20 protein-coding genes and 2 pseudogenes are annotated in these 19,282 nt (G+C 70.6%); 21 read left to right on the top strand and 1 reads right to left on the bottom strand.

The features are described 5' to 3' along the window. Nucleotides 1-41: 41 nt before the first annotated feature. Entirely contained in the window at nt 42-719 is a 678-nt protein-coding gene (locus ACE1OC_RS12150) for a methyltransferase type 11 (RefSeq protein WP_407837038.1), read from the bottom strand. Between the two features lie 142 nt (nt 720-861). On the opposite strand from ACE1OC_RS12150, the gene proS reads away from it, so the two are divergent. The 21 genes and pseudogenes from proS to dprA all read left to right on the top strand — a co-directional run bounded on the left by proS (nt 862) and on the right by dprA (nt 19,218). After that, entirely contained in the window at nt 862-2,274 is a 1,413-nt protein-coding gene (gene proS / locus ACE1OC_RS12145) for a proline--tRNA ligase (RefSeq protein ID WP_407837037.1), read from the top strand. 223 nt (nt 2,275-2,497) lie between these two features. Next, nucleotides 2,498-3,094, top strand: coding sequence for a hypothetical protein (locus tag ACE1OC_RS12140; RefSeq protein ID WP_382980496.1), 597 nt, complete (start codon nt 2,498-2,500; stop codon nt 3,092-3,094). 191 nt (nt 3,095-3,285) lie between these two features. Beyond that, the gene (gene rpsP / locus ACE1OC_RS12135) at nt 3,286-3,729 is read left to right on the top strand and encodes a 30S ribosomal protein S16 (RefSeq protein WP_243337676.1); all 444 of its coding nucleotides are present in this window, start codon (nt 3,286-3,288) and stop codon (nt 3,727-3,729) included. A 2-nt stretch (nt 3,730-3,731) separates the two neighbouring features. Then, nucleotides 3,732-3,971 (top strand): RNA-binding protein, encoded by a 240-nt coding sequence (locus ACE1OC_RS12130; RefSeq protein WP_030011889.1) that lies wholly within the window; start codon nt 3,732-3,734, stop codon nt 3,969-3,971. 81 nt (nt 3,972-4,052) lie between these two features. Next, nucleotides 4,053-4,694: a ribosome maturation factor RimM gene (gene rimM, locus ACE1OC_RS12125; protein ID WP_407837036.1), complete on the top strand. Its 642-nt coding sequence runs from the start codon at nt 4,053-4,055 to the stop codon at nt 4,692-4,694. Then, entirely contained in the window at nt 4,694-5,515 is an 822-nt protein-coding gene (trmD, locus tag ACE1OC_RS12120; protein ID WP_250743888.1) for a tRNA (guanosine(37)-N1)-methyltransferase TrmD, read from the top strand. Before rimM ends, trmD begins: the two co-directional genes overlap by 1 nt. Nucleotides 5,516-5,649: 134 nt before the next feature. Beyond that, complete coding sequence (rplS, locus tag ACE1OC_RS12115; RefSeq protein WP_112450506.1) at nt 5,650-6,000, top strand: 50S ribosomal protein L19; 351 nt, start codon at nt 5,650-5,652, stop codon at nt 5,998-6,000. Between the two features lie 44 nt (nt 6,001-6,044). Further along, nucleotides 6,045-6,881 (top strand): signal peptidase I, encoded by an 837-nt coding sequence (lepB, locus tag ACE1OC_RS12110; RefSeq protein ID WP_407837035.1) that lies wholly within the window; start codon nt 6,045-6,047, stop codon nt 6,879-6,881. Continuing rightward, nucleotides 6,874-7,743, top strand: a complete 870-nt coding sequence (gene lepB, locus ACE1OC_RS12105) for a signal peptidase I (RefSeq protein ID WP_407837034.1) — start codon at nt 6,874-6,876, stop codon at nt 7,741-7,743. Before lepB (ACE1OC_RS12110) ends, lepB (ACE1OC_RS12105) begins: the two co-directional genes overlap by 8 nt. Before the next feature lie 113 nt (nt 7,744-7,856). Next, complete coding sequence (lepB, locus tag ACE1OC_RS12100) at nt 7,857-8,771, top strand: signal peptidase I (RefSeq protein ID WP_374213481.1); 915 nt, start codon at nt 7,857-7,859, stop codon at nt 8,769-8,771. A 44-nt stretch (nt 8,772-8,815) separates the two neighbouring features. Next, a complete protein-coding gene (lepB, locus tag ACE1OC_RS12095) occupies nt 8,816-9,592 on the top strand; it encodes a signal peptidase I (RefSeq protein ID WP_407837033.1) in 777 nt (258 codons plus the stop codon). Further along, the gene (locus ACE1OC_RS12090) at nt 9,582-10,109 is read left to right on the top strand and encodes an NUDIX hydrolase (protein WP_407837032.1); all 528 of its coding nucleotides are present in this window, start codon (nt 9,582-9,584) and stop codon (nt 10,107-10,109) included. Before lepB (ACE1OC_RS12095) ends, ACE1OC_RS12090 begins: the two co-directional genes overlap by 11 nt. A gap of 55 nt (nt 10,110-10,164) precedes the next feature. After that, entirely contained in the window at nt 10,165-10,473 is a 309-nt protein-coding gene (locus ACE1OC_RS12085; RefSeq protein ID WP_005311352.1) for a DUF2469 domain-containing protein, read from the top strand. A gap of 140 nt (nt 10,474-10,613) precedes the next feature. Beyond that, entirely contained in the window at nt 10,614-10,985 is a 372-nt protein-coding gene (locus tag ACE1OC_RS12080; RefSeq protein WP_407837031.1) for a YraN family protein, read from the top strand. Next, nucleotides 10,985-11,968, top strand: a pseudogene (locus tag ACE1OC_RS12075) (ATP-binding protein); the annotation flags it as partial. The gene ACE1OC_RS12080 and the pseudogene ACE1OC_RS12075, both read left to right, overlap by 1 nt. A 122-nt stretch (nt 11,969-12,090) precedes the next feature. Continuing rightward, complete coding sequence (locus tag ACE1OC_RS12070) at nt 12,091-13,287, top strand: tyrosine-type recombinase/integrase (protein ID WP_407837030.1); 1,197 nt, start codon at nt 12,091-12,093, stop codon at nt 13,285-13,287. Further along, nucleotides 13,284-15,890 (top strand): tyrosine-type recombinase/integrase, encoded by a 2,607-nt coding sequence (locus ACE1OC_RS12065; RefSeq protein WP_407837029.1) that lies wholly within the window; start codon nt 13,284-13,286, stop codon nt 15,888-15,890. The genes ACE1OC_RS12070 and ACE1OC_RS12065 overlap by 4 nt, the downstream gene beginning before the upstream one ends. After that, complete coding sequence (locus ACE1OC_RS12060) at nt 15,887-16,474, top strand: DUF6262 family protein (protein WP_407837028.1); 588 nt, start codon at nt 15,887-15,889, stop codon at nt 16,472-16,474. Before ACE1OC_RS12065 ends, ACE1OC_RS12060 begins: the two co-directional genes overlap by 4 nt. A 127-nt stretch (nt 16,475-16,601) precedes the next feature. Then, nucleotides 16,602-17,144, top strand: coding sequence for a lytic polysaccharide monooxygenase (locus tag ACE1OC_RS12055; RefSeq protein WP_407837027.1), 543 nt, complete (start codon nt 16,602-16,604; stop codon nt 17,142-17,144). 176 nt (nt 17,145-17,320) lie between these two features. Continuing rightward, nucleotides 17,321-17,962: pseudogene (locus tag ACE1OC_RS12050) on the top strand (ATP-binding protein); the annotation flags it as partial. Next, nucleotides 17,959-19,218, top strand: a complete 1,260-nt coding sequence (gene dprA, locus ACE1OC_RS12045; RefSeq protein ID WP_407837026.1) for a DNA-processing protein DprA — start codon at nt 17,959-17,961, stop codon at nt 19,216-19,218. The pseudogene ACE1OC_RS12050 and the gene dprA, both read left to right, overlap by 4 nt. Nucleotides 19,219-19,282 lie beyond the last annotated feature (64 nt).

Raw genomic sequence — 19,282 nt, 5'->3', positions numbered from 1 at the left:
CCGTACGCGGCCCCGCACAGCGGTTGCGCGGCTTACGCCGGTTACGCCGTACGGGCGATGACGTAGCGGAAGATGTTCGGCAGCCAGACGGCCCCGTCACCCCGTTCGTACGGGTGAAGCGCCTCCGCCAGTTCCTTCTCCACCTGCACCGGGTCGGAGCATTCGTACAGCCCGGTCGACAGCAGCCCGCGCACCGCGCTGTCCACGTCGGCGTACCCGAACGGGCAGAACACCCGCCCCGACCCGTCCGGCACCAGCCCGGCCTCGGCCGCCATGGCGTCCAGGTCCCGCGCGGCCGGCCCGCCGCCCAGGACGGAGGGCACCGTGCACCGCTCCGCCGGACCCCAGTCGGCCAGCACCACCGCGGCGCCGGGCCGGCGCAGCGCCGGCAGGGCCGCGGCCAGGGCGCCCGGGGAGGGCGAGAAGGCCAGCAGGACGTCGTAGGGCACCGCGGGCACCGGAGGGGCCGCGAGGACCTCCAGGAGGCGCTCCCGGGCCAGCGTGCGGCGTGCCGGATCCGTCTCCACACCCGTGGCCAGGGCTCCCCGGCCCGAGGCCAGCAGAAGGGCCAGTCCGGCCCCGCAGTCGAGGCCCAGCAGCCGGTCTCCCGGCCCGACCTCCAGTCGGTCGTAGACCGCCTCGTACAGCGGTACCAGCATCCGTTCCTGGATCTCCGCCCAGTCCCGCGCGACAAGCGTCGCCGTCGGCGTCGGTGTCATCGAAAGAGCGCTCCTGATTCCGTGTCGCCCCCTTGCCCCCGTTGCCAGAGAACTCCCGATTCGCCCCCGCGTCCAGAGGAGCGCGCCACCCGATTCGCACCCGATTCACGTTCGGCACTCCGGGCGCCGTACCATTCGCGCCATGGCAAAGGCACCCGTTCTCACCCCCCAGGCGGAGGATTTTCCCCGCTGGTACCAGGATCTGATCAACAAGGCCGAGCTGGCCGACAACGGTCCGGTCCGCGGCACGATGGTCATCCGGCCGTACGGCTACGGCCTGTGGGAGCGGATGCAGCAGGAGATGGACGCGCGCATCAAGGACGCGGGCGCCCAGAACGCGTACTTCCCGCTGTTCATCCCGCAGTCGTACCTGACGAAGGAAGCGGAGCACGTCGAGGGCTTCGCCCCCGAGCTCGCGGTCGTCACGCACGGCGGCGGCAAGGAGCTGGACGAGCCCATCGTGGTCCGCCCCACCTCCGAGACGATCATCAACGACTACTTCTCCAAGTGGGTCCAGAGCTACCGCGACCTGCCCCTGCTGATCAACCAGTGGGCGAACGTGGTCCGCTGGGAGATGCGCCCGCGCGTGTTCCTCCGTACGAGCGAGTTCCTCTGGCAGGAGGGCCACACCGCCCACGTCTCGTACGAGGACGCCCGCGACTACGCCGCCCGCATCCACACGGACGTGTACGGCGACTTCATGACCAACGTGCTCGGCATCGACGTCGTGCTCGGCCGCAAGACCGCCAAGGAGCGCTTCGCCGGCGCCATCAACACCCTCACCCTCGAGGGCATGATGGGCGACGGCAAGGCCCTGCAGCTCGGCACCAGCCACGAGCTCGGCACCAACTTCGCCAAGGCCTTCAACACGCAGTACCTGTCGAAGGAAGGCAAGCAGGAGCTCGTCTGGCAGACCTCGTGGGGCGTTTCGACCCGCATGGTCGGTGGCCTGATCATGTCGCACGGCGACGACAACGGCCTGCGGGTCCCGCCGCGCCTCGCGCACGTCCAGGTCGTCCTCATGGCGATCAAGGGCGACGAGGCCGTGGCGAAGGTCCGCGAGCTGGGCGCCCAGCTCAAGGCCGCGGGCCTGCGGGTGTTCGTCGACGACCGCGTCGACACCCCCTTCGGCCGCCGCGCCGTGGACTGGGAGCTCAAGGGCGTACCGGTCCGCGTCGAGATCGGCCCCCGCGACCTGGAGGCCGGCACCGCGATGCTGGCCCGCCGGATCCCGGGCGGCAAGGAGTCCGTGCAGATCTCCGACCTCGCCGCCCTGCTGCCCAAGGTGCTCGAGGAGGACCAGGCGCAGCTGCTGCGCGAGTCCCGCGACCGGCGCATCGCCCGCACCTCCGACGTCTCGACCATCGAGGAGGCCGCCGAGGCCGCCATCGCCGGTGGCTGGGCGCGGATCCCGTGGGCCGACCTCGGACCCGAGGGCGAAGCGAAGCTGGCCGAACAGGCCGTCTCCGTACGCTGCCTGATCGCCGAGGACGGGTCGGTGCCGCAGGCGGACGACGCCCCCGGTAACCTCGCGATCGTCGCGCGCTCGTACTAGGCGGTCCGCCTGACGGCTCTCACGCCCCGGCGTGCGGCACCCGCCGCACGCCGGGGCTGTGTCCGTCGCCGCCCGTCCGTGGGCCTCGTTACGTACCGACTCCTCCGGAGATATGCGCACCCGTCCTCGTCGGGACGCATGAGACTGAACTGACTGGTACGTGCAAAAAATTTGGAATGGCCCGGAATCGGAACACCTGGGCACCCCGGCTCGTTGTCACGACGTGAGCACGACACCACCTGTTCTCGCCGCAGAGCTGGCACAGGCGTGGGCCGATATTCAGCGGTACCACTCCGAGCTGCCTGACCTTGCCGCGCCCGAGTCCCTGATCGGAGAGTCCTCGTCCGCCTGCGGCGCCGAGCTCTCCTTCGAGCGACTGCTCCACGAGGCAGTCCACGGCATCGCCGCAGCCCGCGGAGTGCGTGACACTTCGCGCGCCGGCCGCTACCACAACCGCAGGTTCCTCGCGATCGCCGAGGAGATGGGGCTGGACCACACCGAAGAGCCGCACGCGAGCAGCGGCTTCTCCCTGGTCTCGCTCAATCCCGAGGCGAAGAAGCGCTACCGCCCCACCATGGAGCGCCTTCAGCGCGCACTGAAGGCCCACACGGTCGCCACGGCCGCCGACACCAAGCGCAGCTTCCGCGGTCCGGCCGCCCGGCACGGGTCGTCCGGCGGCGGAGTCCGCGTCAAGGCGGTCTGCGACTGCGGGCGCAACGTGCGCGTGGTCCCGTCCGTACTGGCTCAGGCCCCGATCGTGTGCGGAGGCTGCATGAAGCCCTTCCGCATCCCGGACGTGGCCATCGCGGTGGCCTCCTGACCCGGCGGGCCCGCTCCGCGACCTCCCGGCGGAGCGTGCCGCGGGCGTGTGGCACAATGGACAGCTGTACTCGACAGTCGCATAGGACCCCTCTCTCCTCCGGCTGACGCGTCCATCGGGCACCCGAGTACCGCAACCCCACGTGGCATCTCATGTGCCCAACCACGTCAAGTTCAGGAGACACCACTCCAGTGGCAGTCAAGATCAAGCTCAAGCGCCTCGGCAAGATTCGCCAGCCGCACTACCGCATCGTCGTCGCCGACGCCCGTACCCGTCGGGACGGTCGCGCGATCGAAGAGATCGGTATCTACCACCCGACGTACAACCCGTCGCGCATCGAGGTCAACGCCGAGCGTGCGCAGTACTGGCTGTCGGTCGGCGCCCAGCCCACCGAGGCTGTGCTCGCCATCCTGAAGCTCACCGGTGACTGGCAGGCGCACAAGGGCCTTCCGGCCCCCGCGCCGCTGCTGCAGCCGGCGACGAAGGAGAACAAGCGTCGCTCCTTCGACGAGTTCGCCAAGGCCCTCGAGGGCATCGGCGAGGGCAAGGGCGAAGCCATTACCCAGAAGGCGAAGAAGGCCGACAAGAAGGCGGACGAGGCTGAGGCCGAGACCGCCGAGTCGACCGAGGCCTGAGCATGCTCGAGGAGGCTCTTGAGCACCTCGTGAAGGGCATCGTGGACAACCCCGACGAAGTGCAGGTCGCCTCGCGCAACCTGCGCCGCGGGCAGGTGCTGGAGGTCCGGGTCCACCCCGACGACCTCGGCAAGGTGATCGGCCGCAACGGCCGCACCGCACGTGCTCTGCGTACCGTCGTGGGCGCCATCGGCGGCCGGGGGATCCGCGTCGACCTCGTCGACGTGGACCAGGTCCGCTGAGAAGTTGATACACCGGCACGGGCCGGGGAGGGCGATTGCGCCCACCCCGGCCCGTCGTCGTCTGAACAGGAGAGATGGACAGTGGAGCTGGTAGTCGCGCGGATCGGCCGCGCCCACGGGATCAAGGGTGAGGTCACCGTCGAGGTGCGCACCGACGAGCCCGAGCTGCGGCTCGGGCCCGGCGCCGTGCTCCGGACCGACCCGGCGTCGGCGGGACCGCTGACGGTCGAGGCGGGCCGGGTGCACAGCGGCAGGCTGATGCTGCGCTTCGCCGGGGTCAAGGACCGCACCGGCGCCGAGGCGCTGCGCAACATCCTGCTCATCGCCGACGTGGACCCGGCGGAGCTGCCGGCCGAGGACGACGAGTACTACGACCACCAGCTGATGGACCTCGACGTGGTCCTCGAGGACGGCACGGTGATCGGCCGGATCACCGAGATCTCCCACCTGCCCTCGCAGGACCTGTTCATCGTCGAGCGCCCGGACGGCACCGAGGTGATGATCCCCTTCGTCGAGGAGATCGTCGCCGAGATCGACCTCGAAGAGCAGCGCTGCGTCATCACCCCGCCGCCCGGTCTCATCGACGAGCGCGAGGCGATCGTCGTCTCCACCCGGGACGAGGACGCCAAGACCGGCGAGGACGCCAAGACCGGCGAGGACGCCGAGACCGGCGAGGACGCCGACGAGGTCGAGGCCGAGGTCCGGGACGGGGAAGACGCCTGATGCGTCTCGACGTCGTCACGATCTTCCCCGAGTACCTGGAACCGCTCAACGTCTCCCTGGTCGGCAAGGCGCGGGCGCGCGGCCAGCTCGACGTACACGTCCACGACCTGCGGGACTGGACGTACGACCGGCACAACACGGTGGACGACACCCCCTACGGCGGCGGCCCCGGCATGGTCATGAAGACCGAGCCGTGGGGCGAGGCCCTGGACGCGGCCCTGGCCGACGGCTACGAGGCGGGCGCGCACGGGCCCGTCATCGTCGTCCCGACCCCCAGCGGCCGGCCGTTCACCCAGGAACTGGCCGTCGAACTCTCCGAACGCCCCTGGCTGATCTTCACCCCGGCCCGGTACGAGGGCATCGACCGCCGGGTCATGGACGAGTACGCCACGCGCCTCCCGGTCTACGAGGTGTCCATCGGGGACTACGTCCTGGCCGGCGGCGAGGCGGCCGTCCTGGTCGTCACCGAGGCCGTGGCCCGGCTGCTGCCCGGGGTGCTCGGCAACGCCGAATCGCACCGCGACGACTCCTTCGCGCCCGGGGACATGGCCAACCTGCTGGAGGGGCCCGTCTACACCAAGCCCCCGGAGTGGCGCGGCCACGGGATCCCCGACGTGCTGGTCAGCGGCCACCACGGCAAGATCGCCCGGTGGCGCCGCGACGAGGCCTTCCGCCGCACGGCGGCCAACCGCCCGGACCTGATCGAGCGCTGCGAGGCCTCCGCCTTCGACAAGAAGGACCGCGAGCTGCTGAGCATCCTCGGCTGGAAGCCGTCCCCCGACGGCCGATTTTGGCGCAGGCCCCAGACCGTGGAAGAATAGGCGGCTGCTGTGTGCTCGCGTACGCCCCTGCCACAGGGGGACCGTCGTCCGCCGAGCCCCGCAGCTCCCGAATTCTCTCCGGAAACCCCGCATCGGCGACCTGTGGCGTCATGCGAAGAAAGCAGACGAATCTCATGTCTCACCTGCTCGATGGCGTCAACGCCGCCACCCTGCGCTCGGACCTCCCGGCCTTCCGCCCGGGTGACACCGTCAACGTGCACGTCCGCGTGATCGAGGGCAACCGCTCCCGTATCCAGCAGTTCAAGGGTGTCGTCATCCGCCGCCAGGGCGCTGGCGTCTCCGAGACCTTCACGGTCCGCAAGGTCTCCTTCAGCGTCGGCGTGGAGCGTACCTTCCCGGTCCACTCCCCGATCTTCGAGAAGATCGAGCTCGTCACCCGCGGTGACGTGCGTCGCGCCAAGCTGTACTTCCTCCGTGAGCTCCGCGGCAAGGCCGCGAAGATCAAGGAGAAGCGCGACCGCTGATCTGCTCTCGGGGTTGAGGGGTCGGCCGGATAGGCTCGCCCCCGATGGACACCGAAGCACCTCACACGCAGCGCGGCCACTCTTCCCCCGACGAGGGGGAGGGGCGGTCGCGTTTCGTGCTTTCCGGAGCGGATCCGGGAGCGGTTTCCGGAGCGGGGCCGGCCCCGGACGCAGGCGCGGGCGCAGGCACGGCCCCGGACCTGGACTCGGAACCGGACCAGGACCAGGATCCCGGGAAGGCCGGCTGGCTGACCTGGCCGCGCGCCGGGCTGCTCGGCGTGGTCTGCACCGTCTTCCTGCTGCTGTTCAGCAATTTCGTGCTCCAGCCCTTCCTGATCCCGAGCCGCTCGATGGAGCCCACGCTCGCCGTCGGGGACCGGGTGCTGGTCAACAAGCTGGCGTACCGTTTCGGCGACCGTCCGGAGCGCGGGGACGTCGTGGTCTTCGACGGCAAGGGCTCCTTCGTACGGGAGGACCCGGACGGCAATCCCCTCGGCGAAGCCCTGCACGGGGCGGCCTCGGCACTCGGGCTGGCCGAGCCCTCGGACACCGATTTCGTGAAGCGGGTCGTGGGCGTCGGCGGCGACGACGTGGTGTGCGACGACGAGGGCCGGATCAAGGTCAACGGGGTCCTGCTGGACGAGCCGTACCTCTTCCCGGGCGACTCGGGATCGAAAGTGCCGTTCCGCATCGTCGTGCCCCTTGGGAGCCTGTGGGTCATGGGTGATCATCGTTCCCAGTCCCGGGACTCCCGGGACCACCTCGGGGAGCCGGGCGGGGGGATGGTGCCGGTGGAGAAGGTGATCGGGCGGGCCGACTGGATCGGCTGGCCGGTGTCGCGCTGGGGTGACGCGGGATCCGTGGGCGGGGGCCGTGGGTAACCGAGGGCGCCCCAGGGGCGACCGGGACGAGTCCGGGGACGCCGGCGCGGAGCGGGAGCGCGAGCCGGGGGCAGAGCCCGCGGAGCCCGGCGGCCGGGCCGAACGGCGTCGCCTCGCCCGCCGCGTCCGGCGCAGACGGCGTACCCGACGGGTGGGGGAGCTGCCCCTGCTCGTGGTCGTCGCGCTGTGCATCGCCCTGATCCTCAAGACCTTCCTCGTCCAGGCCTTCTTCATCCCGTCGGGCTCCATGGAGCAGACGATCCGGATCGGCGACCGGGTCCTGGTGGACAAGCTCACCCCGTGGTTCGGCTCCGAGGTCGAGCGCGGAGACGTGGTCGTGTTCAAGGACCCCGGAGGCTGGCTGGGCGCCGACAGCGTCCAGCCCGCCGAGGACCCGGTGGGCATCAAGCAGATCAAGCAGACCCTCACCTTCATCGGCCTGCTGCCCTCGGCGAACGAACAGGACCTGATCAAGCGGGTCATCGGCGTCGGCGGGGACAGCGTGAAGTGCTGCGACGCCCGGGGCCGGGTCACCGTCAACGGTTCGCCGCTCGACGAGCCGTACGTGAACCCGGGCAACGCGGCCTCGGAGATCCGCTTCGAGGTGCAGGTGCCCGCCGGGCGGATCTTCGTCATGGGCGACCACCGGGCGAATTCCGCCGACTCCCGCTACCACCTCGACGAGGCCTTCCACGGCACGATCGACGAGAAGGACGTGGTCGGCCAGGCCGTGGTGATCGCCTGGCCCTTCGGGCACTGGCACCGGCTGGAACAGCCCGCCACCTTCCGCATGGTTCCCGACCAGGCGCGCGGCGGTCGCCGCGCGCCCCGTAGGCGCCGGGGCGGCTCCGCGTTCGCATAGTGTGTCCTTGGTCTCCCGCGCCTTCGGGAACTCCCGCTCGTTAGGGGAGGGGAGGGCCCGTGCCTCATCAGGTCCGGGCGTCGATTTCCGAACGAGGAGTGGATGTGGGGGACGTGGCGGTTGGCGCACGGTCCGGACGCGACGAGGGCGGCGAGGAGCCGAATGACTCCTCCGGGCCCGATGCCGTAGAGAACGACGGCGACGCGAAGGACGGTGCCGAGGCACGCCCGCACCGGTCGTTCTGGAAGGAGCTGCCGCTCCTGGTCGGCATCGCCCTGCTGCTCGCTCTGCTGATCAAGACCTTCCTGGTGCAGGCTTTCTCGATCCCCTCCGACTCGATGCAGAACACCCTGCAGCGCGGCGACCGGGTGCTCGTGGACAAGCTGACGCCGTGGTTCGGATCGGAGCCCGAGCGGGGCGAGGTCGTGGTCTTCCACGACCCGTCGAACTGGCTCAGCGGTGAGGCCACCCCGGAGCCCAACATCGCGCAGAAGGCCCTCAGCTGGATCGGCCTCATGCCGTCCGCCGAGGAGAAGGACCTGATCAAGCGGACGATCGCCATCGGCGGTGACACGGTCGAGTGCAAGAAGGGGGGACCGGTCATCGTCAACGGCAAGGAGCTCGACGAGCCGTACATCTTCCCGGGCAACACCCCGTGCGACGACTTCCCCTTCGGCCCGCTCACCGTGCCCAAGGGCAAGATCTGGGTGATGGGCGACCACCGGCAGAACTCGCAGGACTCCCGCTACCACCAGCAGGACTCCACGCAGGGCTTCGTGCCCGTCAGCGATGTCGTCGGACGCGCCGTGGTGGTGGCTTGGCCGATCACCCGCTGGTCCACCCTGCCGATTCCGGACACCTACGATCAGCCGGGCATCGGCACGCAGACCAAGGCCACCGCGCTCGGCCTGGACGCCGCCGGACTGGCGCCGGTCGGGCTCGGCCCGGCCGCACTCGGGTTCGCCGGCGCGGTGCCGGTCGTGCTGTGGCGCAGGCGGAGGCTGACCGCAGGGCGTACCGACAGGTAGGGTGCCGCCCAGGTCGACGATCTCCGAGTGTGGGGGCGCTTGCAATGGGCGGAACACGAGCAATACGAGCAGGTGACGGCGATGGCCGCGGTGCTCTCGGCAGCACGCTGTCGGGAATCGCCGTGGCCATCGGCTTTGTGCTCTTCCTGGGCGGCTTCGTGTGGGGAGCCGTCGTGTACCAGCCGTACACGGTGCCGACCGACTCGATGGTGCCCACGGTGAAGCCCGGCGACCGGGTGCTGGCGCAGCGCATCGGCGGAGGCGAGGTGCGCCGCGGGGACGTGGTGGTCTTCAAGGACGAACAGTGGAGCGATTCGCCGATGGTCAAGCGGGTCGTCGGCGTCGGCGGGGACACGGTCAAGTGCTGCGGTGCGGGCGGCCGCCTCGTGGTGAACGGCAAGGAGCTGGACGAGCCGTACATCGAGGTGGAGAAGCTCGACCTGGAGGGCGCTCCGGGCGGCTCCGCCTCCGGGACGCCGTTCGAGGTGACGGTGCCGGAGGGCAATCTCTTCCTGCTCGGCGACCGGCGCGGAGCCTCGCTGGACTCCCGGGCGCACCTGCAGGAGGCCGGGCAGGGGACGGTGGCCCGCTCGGCGGTGAAGGCCCGCGTGGACGCCCTCGCCTGGCCCGCCATGTCGATGCTGGAGCGGCCCACGACCTACGCCGCCCTGCCCGGCGGGACCTCGACGGCGGGGCCGCTGCTGCTCCAGGTGACCGCGGTGGTGGCCGGAGCCGCCCTGGTGGTGCTCGGAGCCGCGTACGGGCCGGTCGTACGGGTTCTCGGGCGCGGGCGGAGGAGGGAGCGGGCCGATGTCCGCTGACGCGACGCCGGGGCCGGGGGCTGCTTCCGGGTCGGACGGGCCGCGCAAGGTGGCCCGGGTGATCCTGCTGGACCCGGAGGACAGGATCCTGCTGCTGCACGGCTTCGAGCCGGGAGACCCGGCGGACGACTGGTGGTTCACCCCGGGCGGCGGTCTGGAAGGGTCCGAGACCCGGGAGCAGGCCGCGCTGCGCGAGCTCGCGGAGGAGACCGGGATCACCGACGTGGAGCTGGGGCCCGTGCTGTGGCACCGCTACTGCTCGTTCCCCTTCGACGGGCGCCGCTGGGAGCAGGACGAGTGGTACTTCCTGGCCCGCACCAGCCAGACGGCGACGGTGCTGGGAGGCCTCACCGAGCTGGAGCGCCGCAGCGTCTCGGGCACCAGGTGGTGGACCTCCGAGGAACTGCTTGCGGCCCATGAGACGGTGTACCCGACCAGACTCGCAGAGCTGCTCCGCAGGCTGCTCGACGACGGTCCCCCGGGTGCGCCCGTGAACCTGGCCCCGGAAATCGTTTAGGGGCGCACGGGCCTGGCGCACAATAGGGGGACGCACGGCTGAAGGGGAACATGCCATGAGTGCCGAGGACCTCGAGAAGTACGAGACCGAGATGGAGCTGAAGCTCTATCGCGAGTACCGCGACGTCGTCGGGCTGTTCAAGTATGTGATCGAGACCGAACGCCGTTTCTACCTCACCAACGACTACGAGATGCAGGTGCACTCGGTGCAGGGGGAGGTTTTCTTCGAGGTCTCGATGGCCGACGCGTGGGTCTGGGACATGTACAGACCGGCTCGCTTCGTCAAGCAGGTGCGGGTGCTGACCTTCAAGGACGTGAACATCGAGGAGCTCAACAAGAGCGACCTCGAACTTCCGGGCAGCTGATTCCCCGGCCTGGCCCTGGCCCTGGCCCTCGCCCGACTCCCTCGCCGGGGTGACGGGGTTGTCCACATGGCCCCGGTTGTCCACCAAGATCCACTAGGTGGGCGGGGACGCGGGATCGTCGGTGCCGGAGGTGGTGCCGGATGAACGCGAAGGGCGTGGCACAGCAGGCATTGGGGCGGTACGGCGAGGACCTCGCGACGCGGCGGCTCACCGAGGCCGGGATGACCGTGATCGCGCGGAACTGGCGGTGTCGCGGCGGCGAGATCGACATCGTCGCCCGGGACGGGGAGGCCCTCGTCGTGTGCGAGGTCAAGACCCGGCGGGCGGGGGAGTTCGAGCACCCCATGGCCGCGCTCCGGCCCGCCAAGGCCGAGCGCTTGCGCAGGCTCGCCGGGCGCTGGCTGGCCGACCACGGGGGACCACCCCCGGGCGGGGTGCGCATCGACCTCGTCGGCGTCGTGCTGCCGCGGCGCGGCGGGCCCGTGGTCGAGCACGTCAGGGGGGCGGCCTGATGGGGTTCGCACGGGCCTGCTCGGTCGCCCTCGTGGGCGTCGACGGCGTGGTGGTGGAGGTCCAGGCCGACCTCGAGCCCGGGGTCGCCACCTTCGCCCTGGTGGGGCTGCCCGACAAGACGCTGGTCGAGAGCCGGGACCGGGTCAGGGCGGCCGTGGTGAACTCGGGTGCGGCCTGGCCGCAGAAGAAGCTCACCGTCGGCCTCAGCCCGGCGTCGGTCCCGAAATCGGGCGCCGGCTTCGACCTCGCCGTTGCGGCCGCCGTGCTGGGCGCCGCCGAGGTGGTCGACCCGAAGGTGATCGCCGATCTCGTCCTCATCGGGGAACTGGGGCTCGACGGCCGGGTGCGTCCCGTCCGCGGGATCCTCCCGGCGGTGCTCGCCGCCGCCGAGGCCGGATACCGGCAGGTCGTGGTCCCGCAGCAGTGCGCGGCCGAGGCCATGCTCGTCCCCGACGTCTCGGTGCTCGGGGTGCGCAGCCTGCGGCAACTGATCGCGGTGCTCACCGAGGGGGAGGTACCCGAGGAGGATCCGCCGGATCCGTCCGGGCGCCCGGACCCCATGCTCGCCGGGCTGGTCGTCCCGGGCGCCGGACTCGGCACGGGCGTGGCCCGCGACCGCGACGGGCGGGACTTCCCCGATCTCGCCGACGTCGCCGGACAGCACGCGGCGCGCCGGGCCCTGGAGGTGGCCGCTGCCGGGGGACACCACCTCTTCCTCAGCGGACCGCCGGGCGCGGGCAAGACGATGCTGGCCGAGCGGATCCCCTGGATCCTGCCCCCGCTCACCCGACAGGATTCCCTGGAGGTCACGGCCGTCCACTCGGTCGCGGGAATCCTGCCCCCGGGCGAACCGCTCGTCGCCCGGCCCCCGTACTGCGCCCCGCACCACTCGGCGACCATGCAGTCCCTCGTCGGAGGCGGAGCCGGTGTGGCCAGGCCCGGGGCGGTGTCCCTGGCCCACAGGGGGGTGCTGTTCCTCGACTTTAGCGACCACCGGCTGCGCGTCCGTGTCACCCGTTTAGGTGAAGGGTGACTGCTTCACGTCAGCCTTTAGCTACCGGTCTGTTTCTCTTCGTGCCATACGGGACGACTCGGAGGGAAGCCATGGTGAGAAGCAATCTGGTGCTGGAGGACCTGCGTGTTCAGAAGATCAGACGGGCTGACGGCATCTGGTCGTTCTCGATTCTCTGGCCGGACTACACGCCCGACGAGGAGGCCGAGAGTTACCTGCGTCTCTACGAGGGCTCGGGTTCCCAGGAGCCGTACGCGTACTACCTCGTCGATCACCTGCGGTGGCGCCTCCGCGAGAGTCTGACCACGGAGACGATCACGCTCCAGGACCTCCAGCGGTACCAGGGGGCGGTGGGTGCACAGGTGCCGATGCCGTACGGGCAGCCGTGGCGGTTGCCCCCGAAGCGTCCGTACGGCACCTCTGCCCTGTCGATCTCGGCGACGGTCCTGAAGAACTTCTACCTGCACCAATGCGTGAAGCGAGGCGTCAACCAGGCCCTGCGCGAGGCTCTGGACGTCACACGACTGCCCACCACGGCGGACCGCCGGAGGGCCTTCCTGGGGCACGTGAAGACCTCTATGCCGTCGAATCCGCTGGCACCGGGGAAGGGCCCGGGGCGCCGGCATCCGAAGATGCTGCCCGACGGGGCCCGGCCCGAGCTGCTGGCCTCGGTGAACACGGCCCGCGACGCGATGGTCGTGACCTGGCTCTCCGACTCGACCTTGCGGATCGGCGGCCTGACCGGCTTCCACCTGGTCGACCTGCACCTGCGGGAGGACGCGGCCTGCGGCGAGTGCAAAAGCCCGCACGTCCACGTCTGCCACCGCAACGACAACCCCAACCGGGCCAGGGCAAAGCGGAAGGAAGACTGGCGCATGACCGACGGCGTGATCTGCGGCGGTGAGATCTACCGGGCGAGCCCGGCCATGGTCAGCTCCTACTTCAAGTACATGACCACCGAGTACGCGAAGCACGCCACGGGCCACGGCATGCTCCTCATCCAGCTGGCCGGCCCGGCCATCGGCGAACCGTGGACCGCGGACGCGGCCCGCGGAATGCTGCGGCGGGCGGGACGGCGGGCCGAGCTCCCCGGCCGGATCAAGCCGCACGCGTTCCGGCACACGACCACGTCCAAGGTCCTGGCAGCAGCGAAAGGCGACCCGCTCGTGGCCAAGACCGTCGGCAACTGGGCATCCGCCGCCATGGTCGACGAGGTCTACGGCCACCCAGACCTGCACTCCCCAGAGTTCTCCGCTGCCCTGACCGCGGTCTGGGGGGACACCGAATGAGGACCACCACCCACGCAGTCCTCTCGCTGCTGGTCAACCAGCACGCGGCCACCCGCACGGTCAGCGACCGCCTGGAAGTCCTCCACGCGCTCATCGCCGGCCCCACCTTCGACCCCGTCTTCCGCGGGGACGTGCTCCAGATCCCCGCGGACCACCCCGCCTACGGATGGCGATGCAAGGTCGAGGACTGCCAGCGGAGCAAGGAAGGCAACTGGGACCTCTGCCACAGCCACCAGGACCAGTGGGCAGCCCACCGCGCGGACGGCTCCACCTACACCTCGTTCCTCGACATCGCGGAACCGCTCCAGACCCGCAGCTGGTCCGACCCCCGACCCTGCCTGATCTGCCCGGACCTGCCGGCCGTCGGCCACATGGGGTTCTGCACCGTCCACGCGAAACGGTGGACCGGCTGGGAACGCTACGAACGCAAAAAGGGGCTGCAACCGCAGCTCGAGAACTGGCTGCCCCGCCAGAGATCGCTGCCCGGCATGGGCAAGTGCCGGGTGCTGGCCTGCAGCGAACTCGCCGACCCCCACCCGCTCCGCCTGTGTTCCCGGCACAGCACCCTCTACAACCGCCAGGGCCGGCCGGGTGACGCCCAGGTCCCCGACCGCCGGCACGGCTCCCTGCGTTCCGGCCCGAACGGCCACGGACCCATCACCTACGGCAACGAGGCAGCGTTCAACCAGTGGTGCCGAACCGCTCCGGCCATCGTCCGGATGACAGGCACCCTCTCCCTGCTCGGCCTGCGGCCGCTGGTGAAGGCAGAGCTCCAGTGGATCTTGTCCCACCATTCCCAGACCGTGATCGAAGGCGCCTACTGGCCGCTGCGATTCATCCAGAGCATCGCCCAGTACTGCCGGGACCACGATGCGAGTTCCCTCACCGATCTCGACCTCGACGGCCTCACGGACCACCACCAGAAGATCGTCAAGGCGATGCTCGGCGAACTGCGACTCGTCTACTTCACCCGCCAGGACACCAAACAGTCCGGGTTCTTCGAGACCGCCCACTACGGCGTGATCTTCCCCAACTGCAGCAGTCACTTCGACCTGACCGGCATCTCCCAGACCTGGCTACGGGACATCCTCTGGGACTTCTACGACAACCTGATGCGGAACAAACCGCCCCGTTCCCAGACCACCTTCAAGGCCATCCGCCGGGCCTGCACCGAACTCAGCGCCTACCTGAACGCGCAAGCGCCGGCGGGCGGCAACGACCCCCGCCGGCTGACCGAACAGCACATGCTGGACTTCATCGCCGACCAGCGCCATCGGGGCCGCAACGGACTGGAGCCCCTCGGCCTGCACACCGACCCCGGAGGCCGCGGCCGCACACAGCCCCGCGTGACCCCGGACGCGGTCGCCCGGAACTTCACAGGCGTCCGGCGACTGCTCAGGTTCGGCATGGACGAGGGCCTCACCACCACAGTCGGCCTCGACCGCCGCTTCGTCACCGCCGTTCCGAACGGCGGAACATCGCGCGGCGGCCGGCGCCAGCCGTTCTCCGACGAGGTCGCCCGGGCACTCGCCACCGACGACAACCTCAAACTCCTCGACCAGCACGACGCCGAGGACCGCGGCCTGCGGGACATCTGGGAGGCCCTGGTCTTCACCGGCCGCCGCGCGAACGAGGTCATCAAACTCCGGCTCGAGTGCCTCGGGCGGATCAACGGCCTGCCCGTGCTCTGGCACGACCAGACCAAAGTCGGGAATCTCGACGAGGGAATCCGCATCCCCGAACGGCTCGTCGACCGCCTCGAGGTCCGCCAGGCCAAGACCGTCGACCGGTTCGTCGAACGGTTCGGCCGCAAGCCCACCCCGGAAGAGCGAACCCTTATCGCGCTCTTTCCCCGGCGCTCGACCAACCGCGCCGCCCTGCGGAGCGTCAGCTACGGCTTCTTCCAGAGCGGCTTTTCCGCCTGGGTCGACGAACTCGACATCCAAGGGGTCCCTCACCAGGCTCGCCACACTCTGGCCACCAAACTCCTCAAGGCCGGCGCGAACCTCTCCCACGTCAAGCGCTACCTCGGGCAGGTCTCCGAGGCCATGGCCGAGCACTACGCCCACATCGCCAACACCGACCCCAGACTGAACGAGGCCCTCAACACACTCTGGGTCGCCGGACCCGGCGCCGCCGAGCCAGGTCTCCTCCTGTCCTCTGGCGAACCCATGACCCGCGAACAGGCCGAGGCCCTGGCCATCGACCTCACCCGCCGGTCCACCCCGGCCGAGGGCGGCTTCTGCACCTTCCAGCCCGTCGTCGACGGCAACGCCTGCCCCTGGAACATGGACTGCCACAACTGCGACAAGTTCGTCCTCTCCGGCGCCGACCTCGTCTACTGGCACCGCAAACGAGAGCAATGGCGCATGATCGCCGAAGGGGCACCCGACCCGAAGACCGCGGACTACCTCCACGACCTCTTCGAGCCCACCGCCCTCGCGATCAGCGGCCTGGAGAAGGCCCTGGCCGCCGTCGGTCTCCTCGACGAGGCCCTCGAGCTGGACCTCCGCCGGCCCCAGGACTACTTCGGCCGGGTCTGGGCCACAGCGTTCCGAGCACAGGAACTCGCCCGCCATCAAGACGAGGAACAGGCCGAATGAGGCCCTCGAACACCGCGGCCGCCATCGCCGCCCGCCGCACCCAGACCAAAGAGAAACTGGACCGCGTCACCACCGCCATCGGCCAGCTCCGCCGCGACCGCGGCCGCCTGACCATCCGCGCGATCGCTGAACGCGCCGACGTGTCCTCCACGTTCCTCTACGAGAACAAGGACGCTCGCGCACTCGTCCAAAACGCCGTCACCGACAGCCGCAGCCGACATGCTGCCGCCGGCCAGGCCGAACACGAACGCATCGAAGCAACCTGGCGCGAGCGGGCCCTGAACGCCGAAGCAGAACTCACCCGCACCCAGAAAGAGGTCCTGGTCCAGCGGCAACGGATCGGCGAGCTCATGGGACAGATCCGCGACTTCGACCAGATGGTCCCCGGCGAATCGGTCCAGCACCTGATCAGCGAGAACACCACCCTCAAGCACCGAGTCCAGCAACTGACCCAAGAACATCGCAAACTCCAGGAACGACTCGAAGGCGCACGCTCCAACCTCCGATTCTCCGACAAGCGCATCGCCGCCCTCGAAGCCCAAGTCCTGGAGCAGGCACTTCCCCCTCTCGACCGCCAGCGTTGAGGCGCCTTCACGCCAACCTGACCAGCGGAATTGAGCCTAGGGCGCTTCGCATCCGCTCCCAAGGTGCCCGCTTGGCTAGGGTCCACGGCGAACGACGCACGGCAGCACAACTCAGTGGAGGACCAGCATGAGCCAGTTGACCGGATACCTGACGAAGCCGCGAAGCCGCGCCTTCTTCGCACATGGCGGCTATCACGACCTTGGTTGGACGCCGTCCAGCATGGACATTCAGATGCTCACGGGGCCCATTGACTTCCTTATCCAGGACGAGGAAACCGGCGGTGCCCTCGCCAGCGTCGGCCACCCGCAATTTAAGGCCCTCGACGAGTACGGCACGGACAGGTGGGTCCGCACTTCCGTTGAGGCCGGCAAGCCCCTCACCATGAAGTGGGTGATCGAGAGGGAACCGGAGGAGACGGTGTTTTGCTACTACATCACCCACGCGGGCTACGACCCGGCCCAGCCCCTCACCCGCAGCGCCTTCGACATCAAGGGGATCGCAAAGGGGTTCGCACGGGTCGAGCACAACCCAGAGGTCGATGGCGAAGCGGTGACGCACACCGTTGACTTGCCCGCAGACCGAAAGGGCCCGCACGTGATCATCGCGAGCGCGTACTTCTCCAAGGTGGGGATTCACCTCTACAACGTGGCCGACATCGACATCAAGTAGCGATAGACGCGCTGCCCGGCCCCGGCCAGTCTCCGGGGCCGGATCGTCACGCCGGGCATTCAGTGTTCCGGCACCCTTGGCCGTCTTCCTCAACTATCCCAGCACGTCACGGACTCATCCGTGACGTATTCCCGCAGCTCAGAGCCCACCCGGACACATCGGTGGTCGCTAAATCCGACGAAGCCGCGGAGTTCAGCACCAAGGCCCTGGACGCCCTGAGGCAGCCCCTCGAAGCGGGGCACGTGGTCATCGCCCGGGCGGCCGGGGTGGTACGCCTGCCGGCCCGGTTCCTGATGGTGCTGGCCGCCAACCCCTGCCCCTGCGGGCGGCACACCCTGCACGGGACCGGCTGCGACTGCCCGGCCTCGGTCGTCCGCCGCTACCAGGCCCGGCTGTCGGGGCCGCTGCTGGACCGGGTGGACCTGCGCGTCGAGGTCGAGCCGGTCACCCGCTCCGATCTGCTGGGACGGGGCGGCCGCGGCGAAGCCACGGCGGTGGTCGCCGACCGGGTCCGCGAGGCCCGCGACCGGGCGGCGGCCCGGCTCGACGGCACGCCCTGGCGGCTCAACGCGGAGGTCCCGGGCCACGAGCTGCGGACGCGCTGGCCGGCCGCCCCCGGAGCACTGGCCCAGGCAGAGCGGGACCTGGAGCGCGGGCTGTTGACCGCGCGGGGGCTCGACCGGGTGCTCCGGGTCGCCTGGACGGTGGCCGACCTGAGGAGCCGGGACCGCCCCGACGCCCTGGACGTGGCGGTCGCCCTCGAACTGCGCACCGGAATCGCCCGCGGAGCCACGGCGCACCTGGACGCCGCCTCATGACCGCCGCGGCGTCGGCCCCGGGAGCGGGCCGGGCACCCGGACGGGGACCCGTACAGGCGCCACCGGCAGCCGGCCCGGAGCCGCGGGCCGAGCCCGGCGACGAGGTGCTCGCACGGGCCGCGCTCACCCGGGTCCTGGAGCCCGGGGAGGAGCACGGCGGGCGCTGGCTGCGGGCGTACGGGGCCGTCGGGCTGATACGGCTGCTGACCGGCCCCGAACCGGAGCCCGGGGTGCTGAGCGGGGTAGGCGCCGAGCGGCTCGCCGGATACCGCCGCCGGGCCGCGGCGGCCGATCCCCGGCGGGACCTGGCGCTCGCCGCCGAGACCGGGGGCCGGTTCGTCTGCCCCGGGTCGGCGGAGTGGCCGAGCCAGCTGGACGACCTCGGCGACGCCCGGCCCGTCGGGCTGTGGGTGCGGGGCAGGCCGAGCCTGCGGGCCTGGGCCCTGCGCTCCGTGGCGGTGGTCGGGGCCCGCGCGTGCACCCCGTACGGGGCACACATGGCCCAGAGCCTGGCCGGTGAACTCGCCGAGCGAGGCTGGGTGGTGGTCTCGGGTGCCGCCTACGGGATCGACGGCGCCGCCCACCGCGGCGCTCTCGCCGCCGGCGGAGCCACAGTCGCCGTGCTGGCCTGCGGGGTGGACGTGCCCTACCCGCGCGGGCACGCCGGACTGCTCGGCCGGATCGCCTCCCAGGGGCTGCTCCTCGGAGAACTGCCGCCGGGCAGCCACCCCACGCCGAGCCGGTTCGTCCTGCGCAACCGCGTCATCGCAGCCCTGACCCGGGGGACGGTCGTCGTGGAGGCGGCCCACCGCAGCGGATCGCTGGTCACCGCCCGGCGGGCCCAGGCGCTGGGGAGGATCACCATGGGCATCCCGGGCCCGGCCACCAGCGGGCTCTCGGCCGGTGTGCACGAACTGCTGCGCGGCGAGGCCGCGCTGGTCACGGACGCGGCGGAGGTCGTCGAGCTGGTCGGGGGGATGGGGGAGCTGGCCCCCGAGCGGCGGGGCCCCGTGATCGCCCGTGACCTGCTGGGTCCCGACGCGGTCAGGGTGCTCGAAGCCCTGCCGGCGGGGCGCCCGGCCGACTTGGGGGAACTGGCCCTCGCGGCGGGCACCGGCACCGATGAAGTCATCGGCAGACTGTACGAACTTCACTCTCTGGGGTTCGTCGAACGGCAGGGCGACGGCTGGCAGTTGACCTCGAAGCGGCCGAGAGGAGGCGCATACGGCGGAGTTCCCCGGCGAGGCGGTCGTTGACCTGGGGCGTTCCGGTGAAAGAGTGAAGCCGATGAGAGACGCGGTCCTCCCGGTGGCACCCGCC

The sequence above is a fragment of the Streptomyces stoeckheimensis genome (assembly GCF_045822005.1).
Classification (GTDB): Bacteria; Actinomycetota; Actinomycetes; order Streptomycetales; family Streptomycetaceae; genus Streptomyces; species Streptomyces stoeckheimensis.
The sequence above is the reverse complement of the archived record's forward strand: the minus strand, read 5'-3'. Positions and strand labels throughout refer to the sequence as shown.

Bases quoted from the DNA above. Each gene is read 5' to 3' on its own strand.
- ACE1OC_RS12150 (WP_407837038.1), bottom strand. From the start codon at position 719: ATGACACCGACGCCGACGGCGACGCTTGTCGCGCGGGACTGGGCGGAG.
- proS (WP_407837037.1), top strand. From the start codon at position 862: ATGGCAAAGGCACCCGTTCTCACCCCCCAGGCGGAGGATTTTCCCCGC.
- ACE1OC_RS12130 (WP_030011889.1), top strand. From the start codon at position 3,732: ATGCTCGAGGAGGCTCTTGAGCACCTCGTGAAGGGCATCGTGGACAAC.
- trmD (WP_250743888.1), top strand. From the start codon at position 4,694: ATGCGTCTCGACGTCGTCACGATCTTCCCCGAGTACCTGGAACCGCTC.
- rplS (WP_112450506.1), top strand. From the start codon at position 5,650: ATGTCTCACCTGCTCGATGGCGTCAACGCCGCCACCCTGCGCTCGGAC.
- lepB (WP_407837035.1), top strand. From the start codon at position 6,045: ATGGACACCGAAGCACCTCACACGCAGCGCGGCCACTCTTCCCCCGAC.
- lepB (WP_407837033.1), top strand. From the start codon at position 8,816: ATGGGCGGAACACGAGCAATACGAGCAGGTGACGGCGATGGCCGCGGT.
- ACE1OC_RS12090 (WP_407837032.1), top strand. From the start codon at position 9,582: ATGTCCGCTGACGCGACGCCGGGGCCGGGGGCTGCTTCCGGGTCGGAC.
- ACE1OC_RS12085 (WP_005311352.1), top strand. From the start codon at position 10,165: ATGAGTGCCGAGGACCTCGAGAAGTACGAGACCGAGATGGAGCTGAAG.
- ACE1OC_RS12080 (WP_407837031.1), top strand. From the start codon at position 10,614: ATGAACGCGAAGGGCGTGGCACAGCAGGCATTGGGGCGGTACGGCGAG.
- ACE1OC_RS12070 (WP_407837030.1), top strand. From the start codon at position 12,091: ATGGTGAGAAGCAATCTGGTGCTGGAGGACCTGCGTGTTCAGAAGATC.
- ACE1OC_RS12065 (WP_407837029.1), top strand. From the start codon at position 13,284: ATGAGGACCACCACCCACGCAGTCCTCTCGCTGCTGGTCAACCAGCAC.
- ACE1OC_RS12060 (WP_407837028.1), top strand. From the start codon at position 15,887: ATGAGGCCCTCGAACACCGCGGCCGCCATCGCCGCCCGCCGCACCCAG.
- ACE1OC_RS12055 (WP_407837027.1), top strand. From the start codon at position 16,602: ATGAGCCAGTTGACCGGATACCTGACGAAGCCGCGAAGCCGCGCCTTC.
- dprA (WP_407837026.1), top strand. From the start codon at position 17,959: ATGACCGCCGCGGCGTCGGCCCCGGGAGCGGGCCGGGCACCCGGACGG.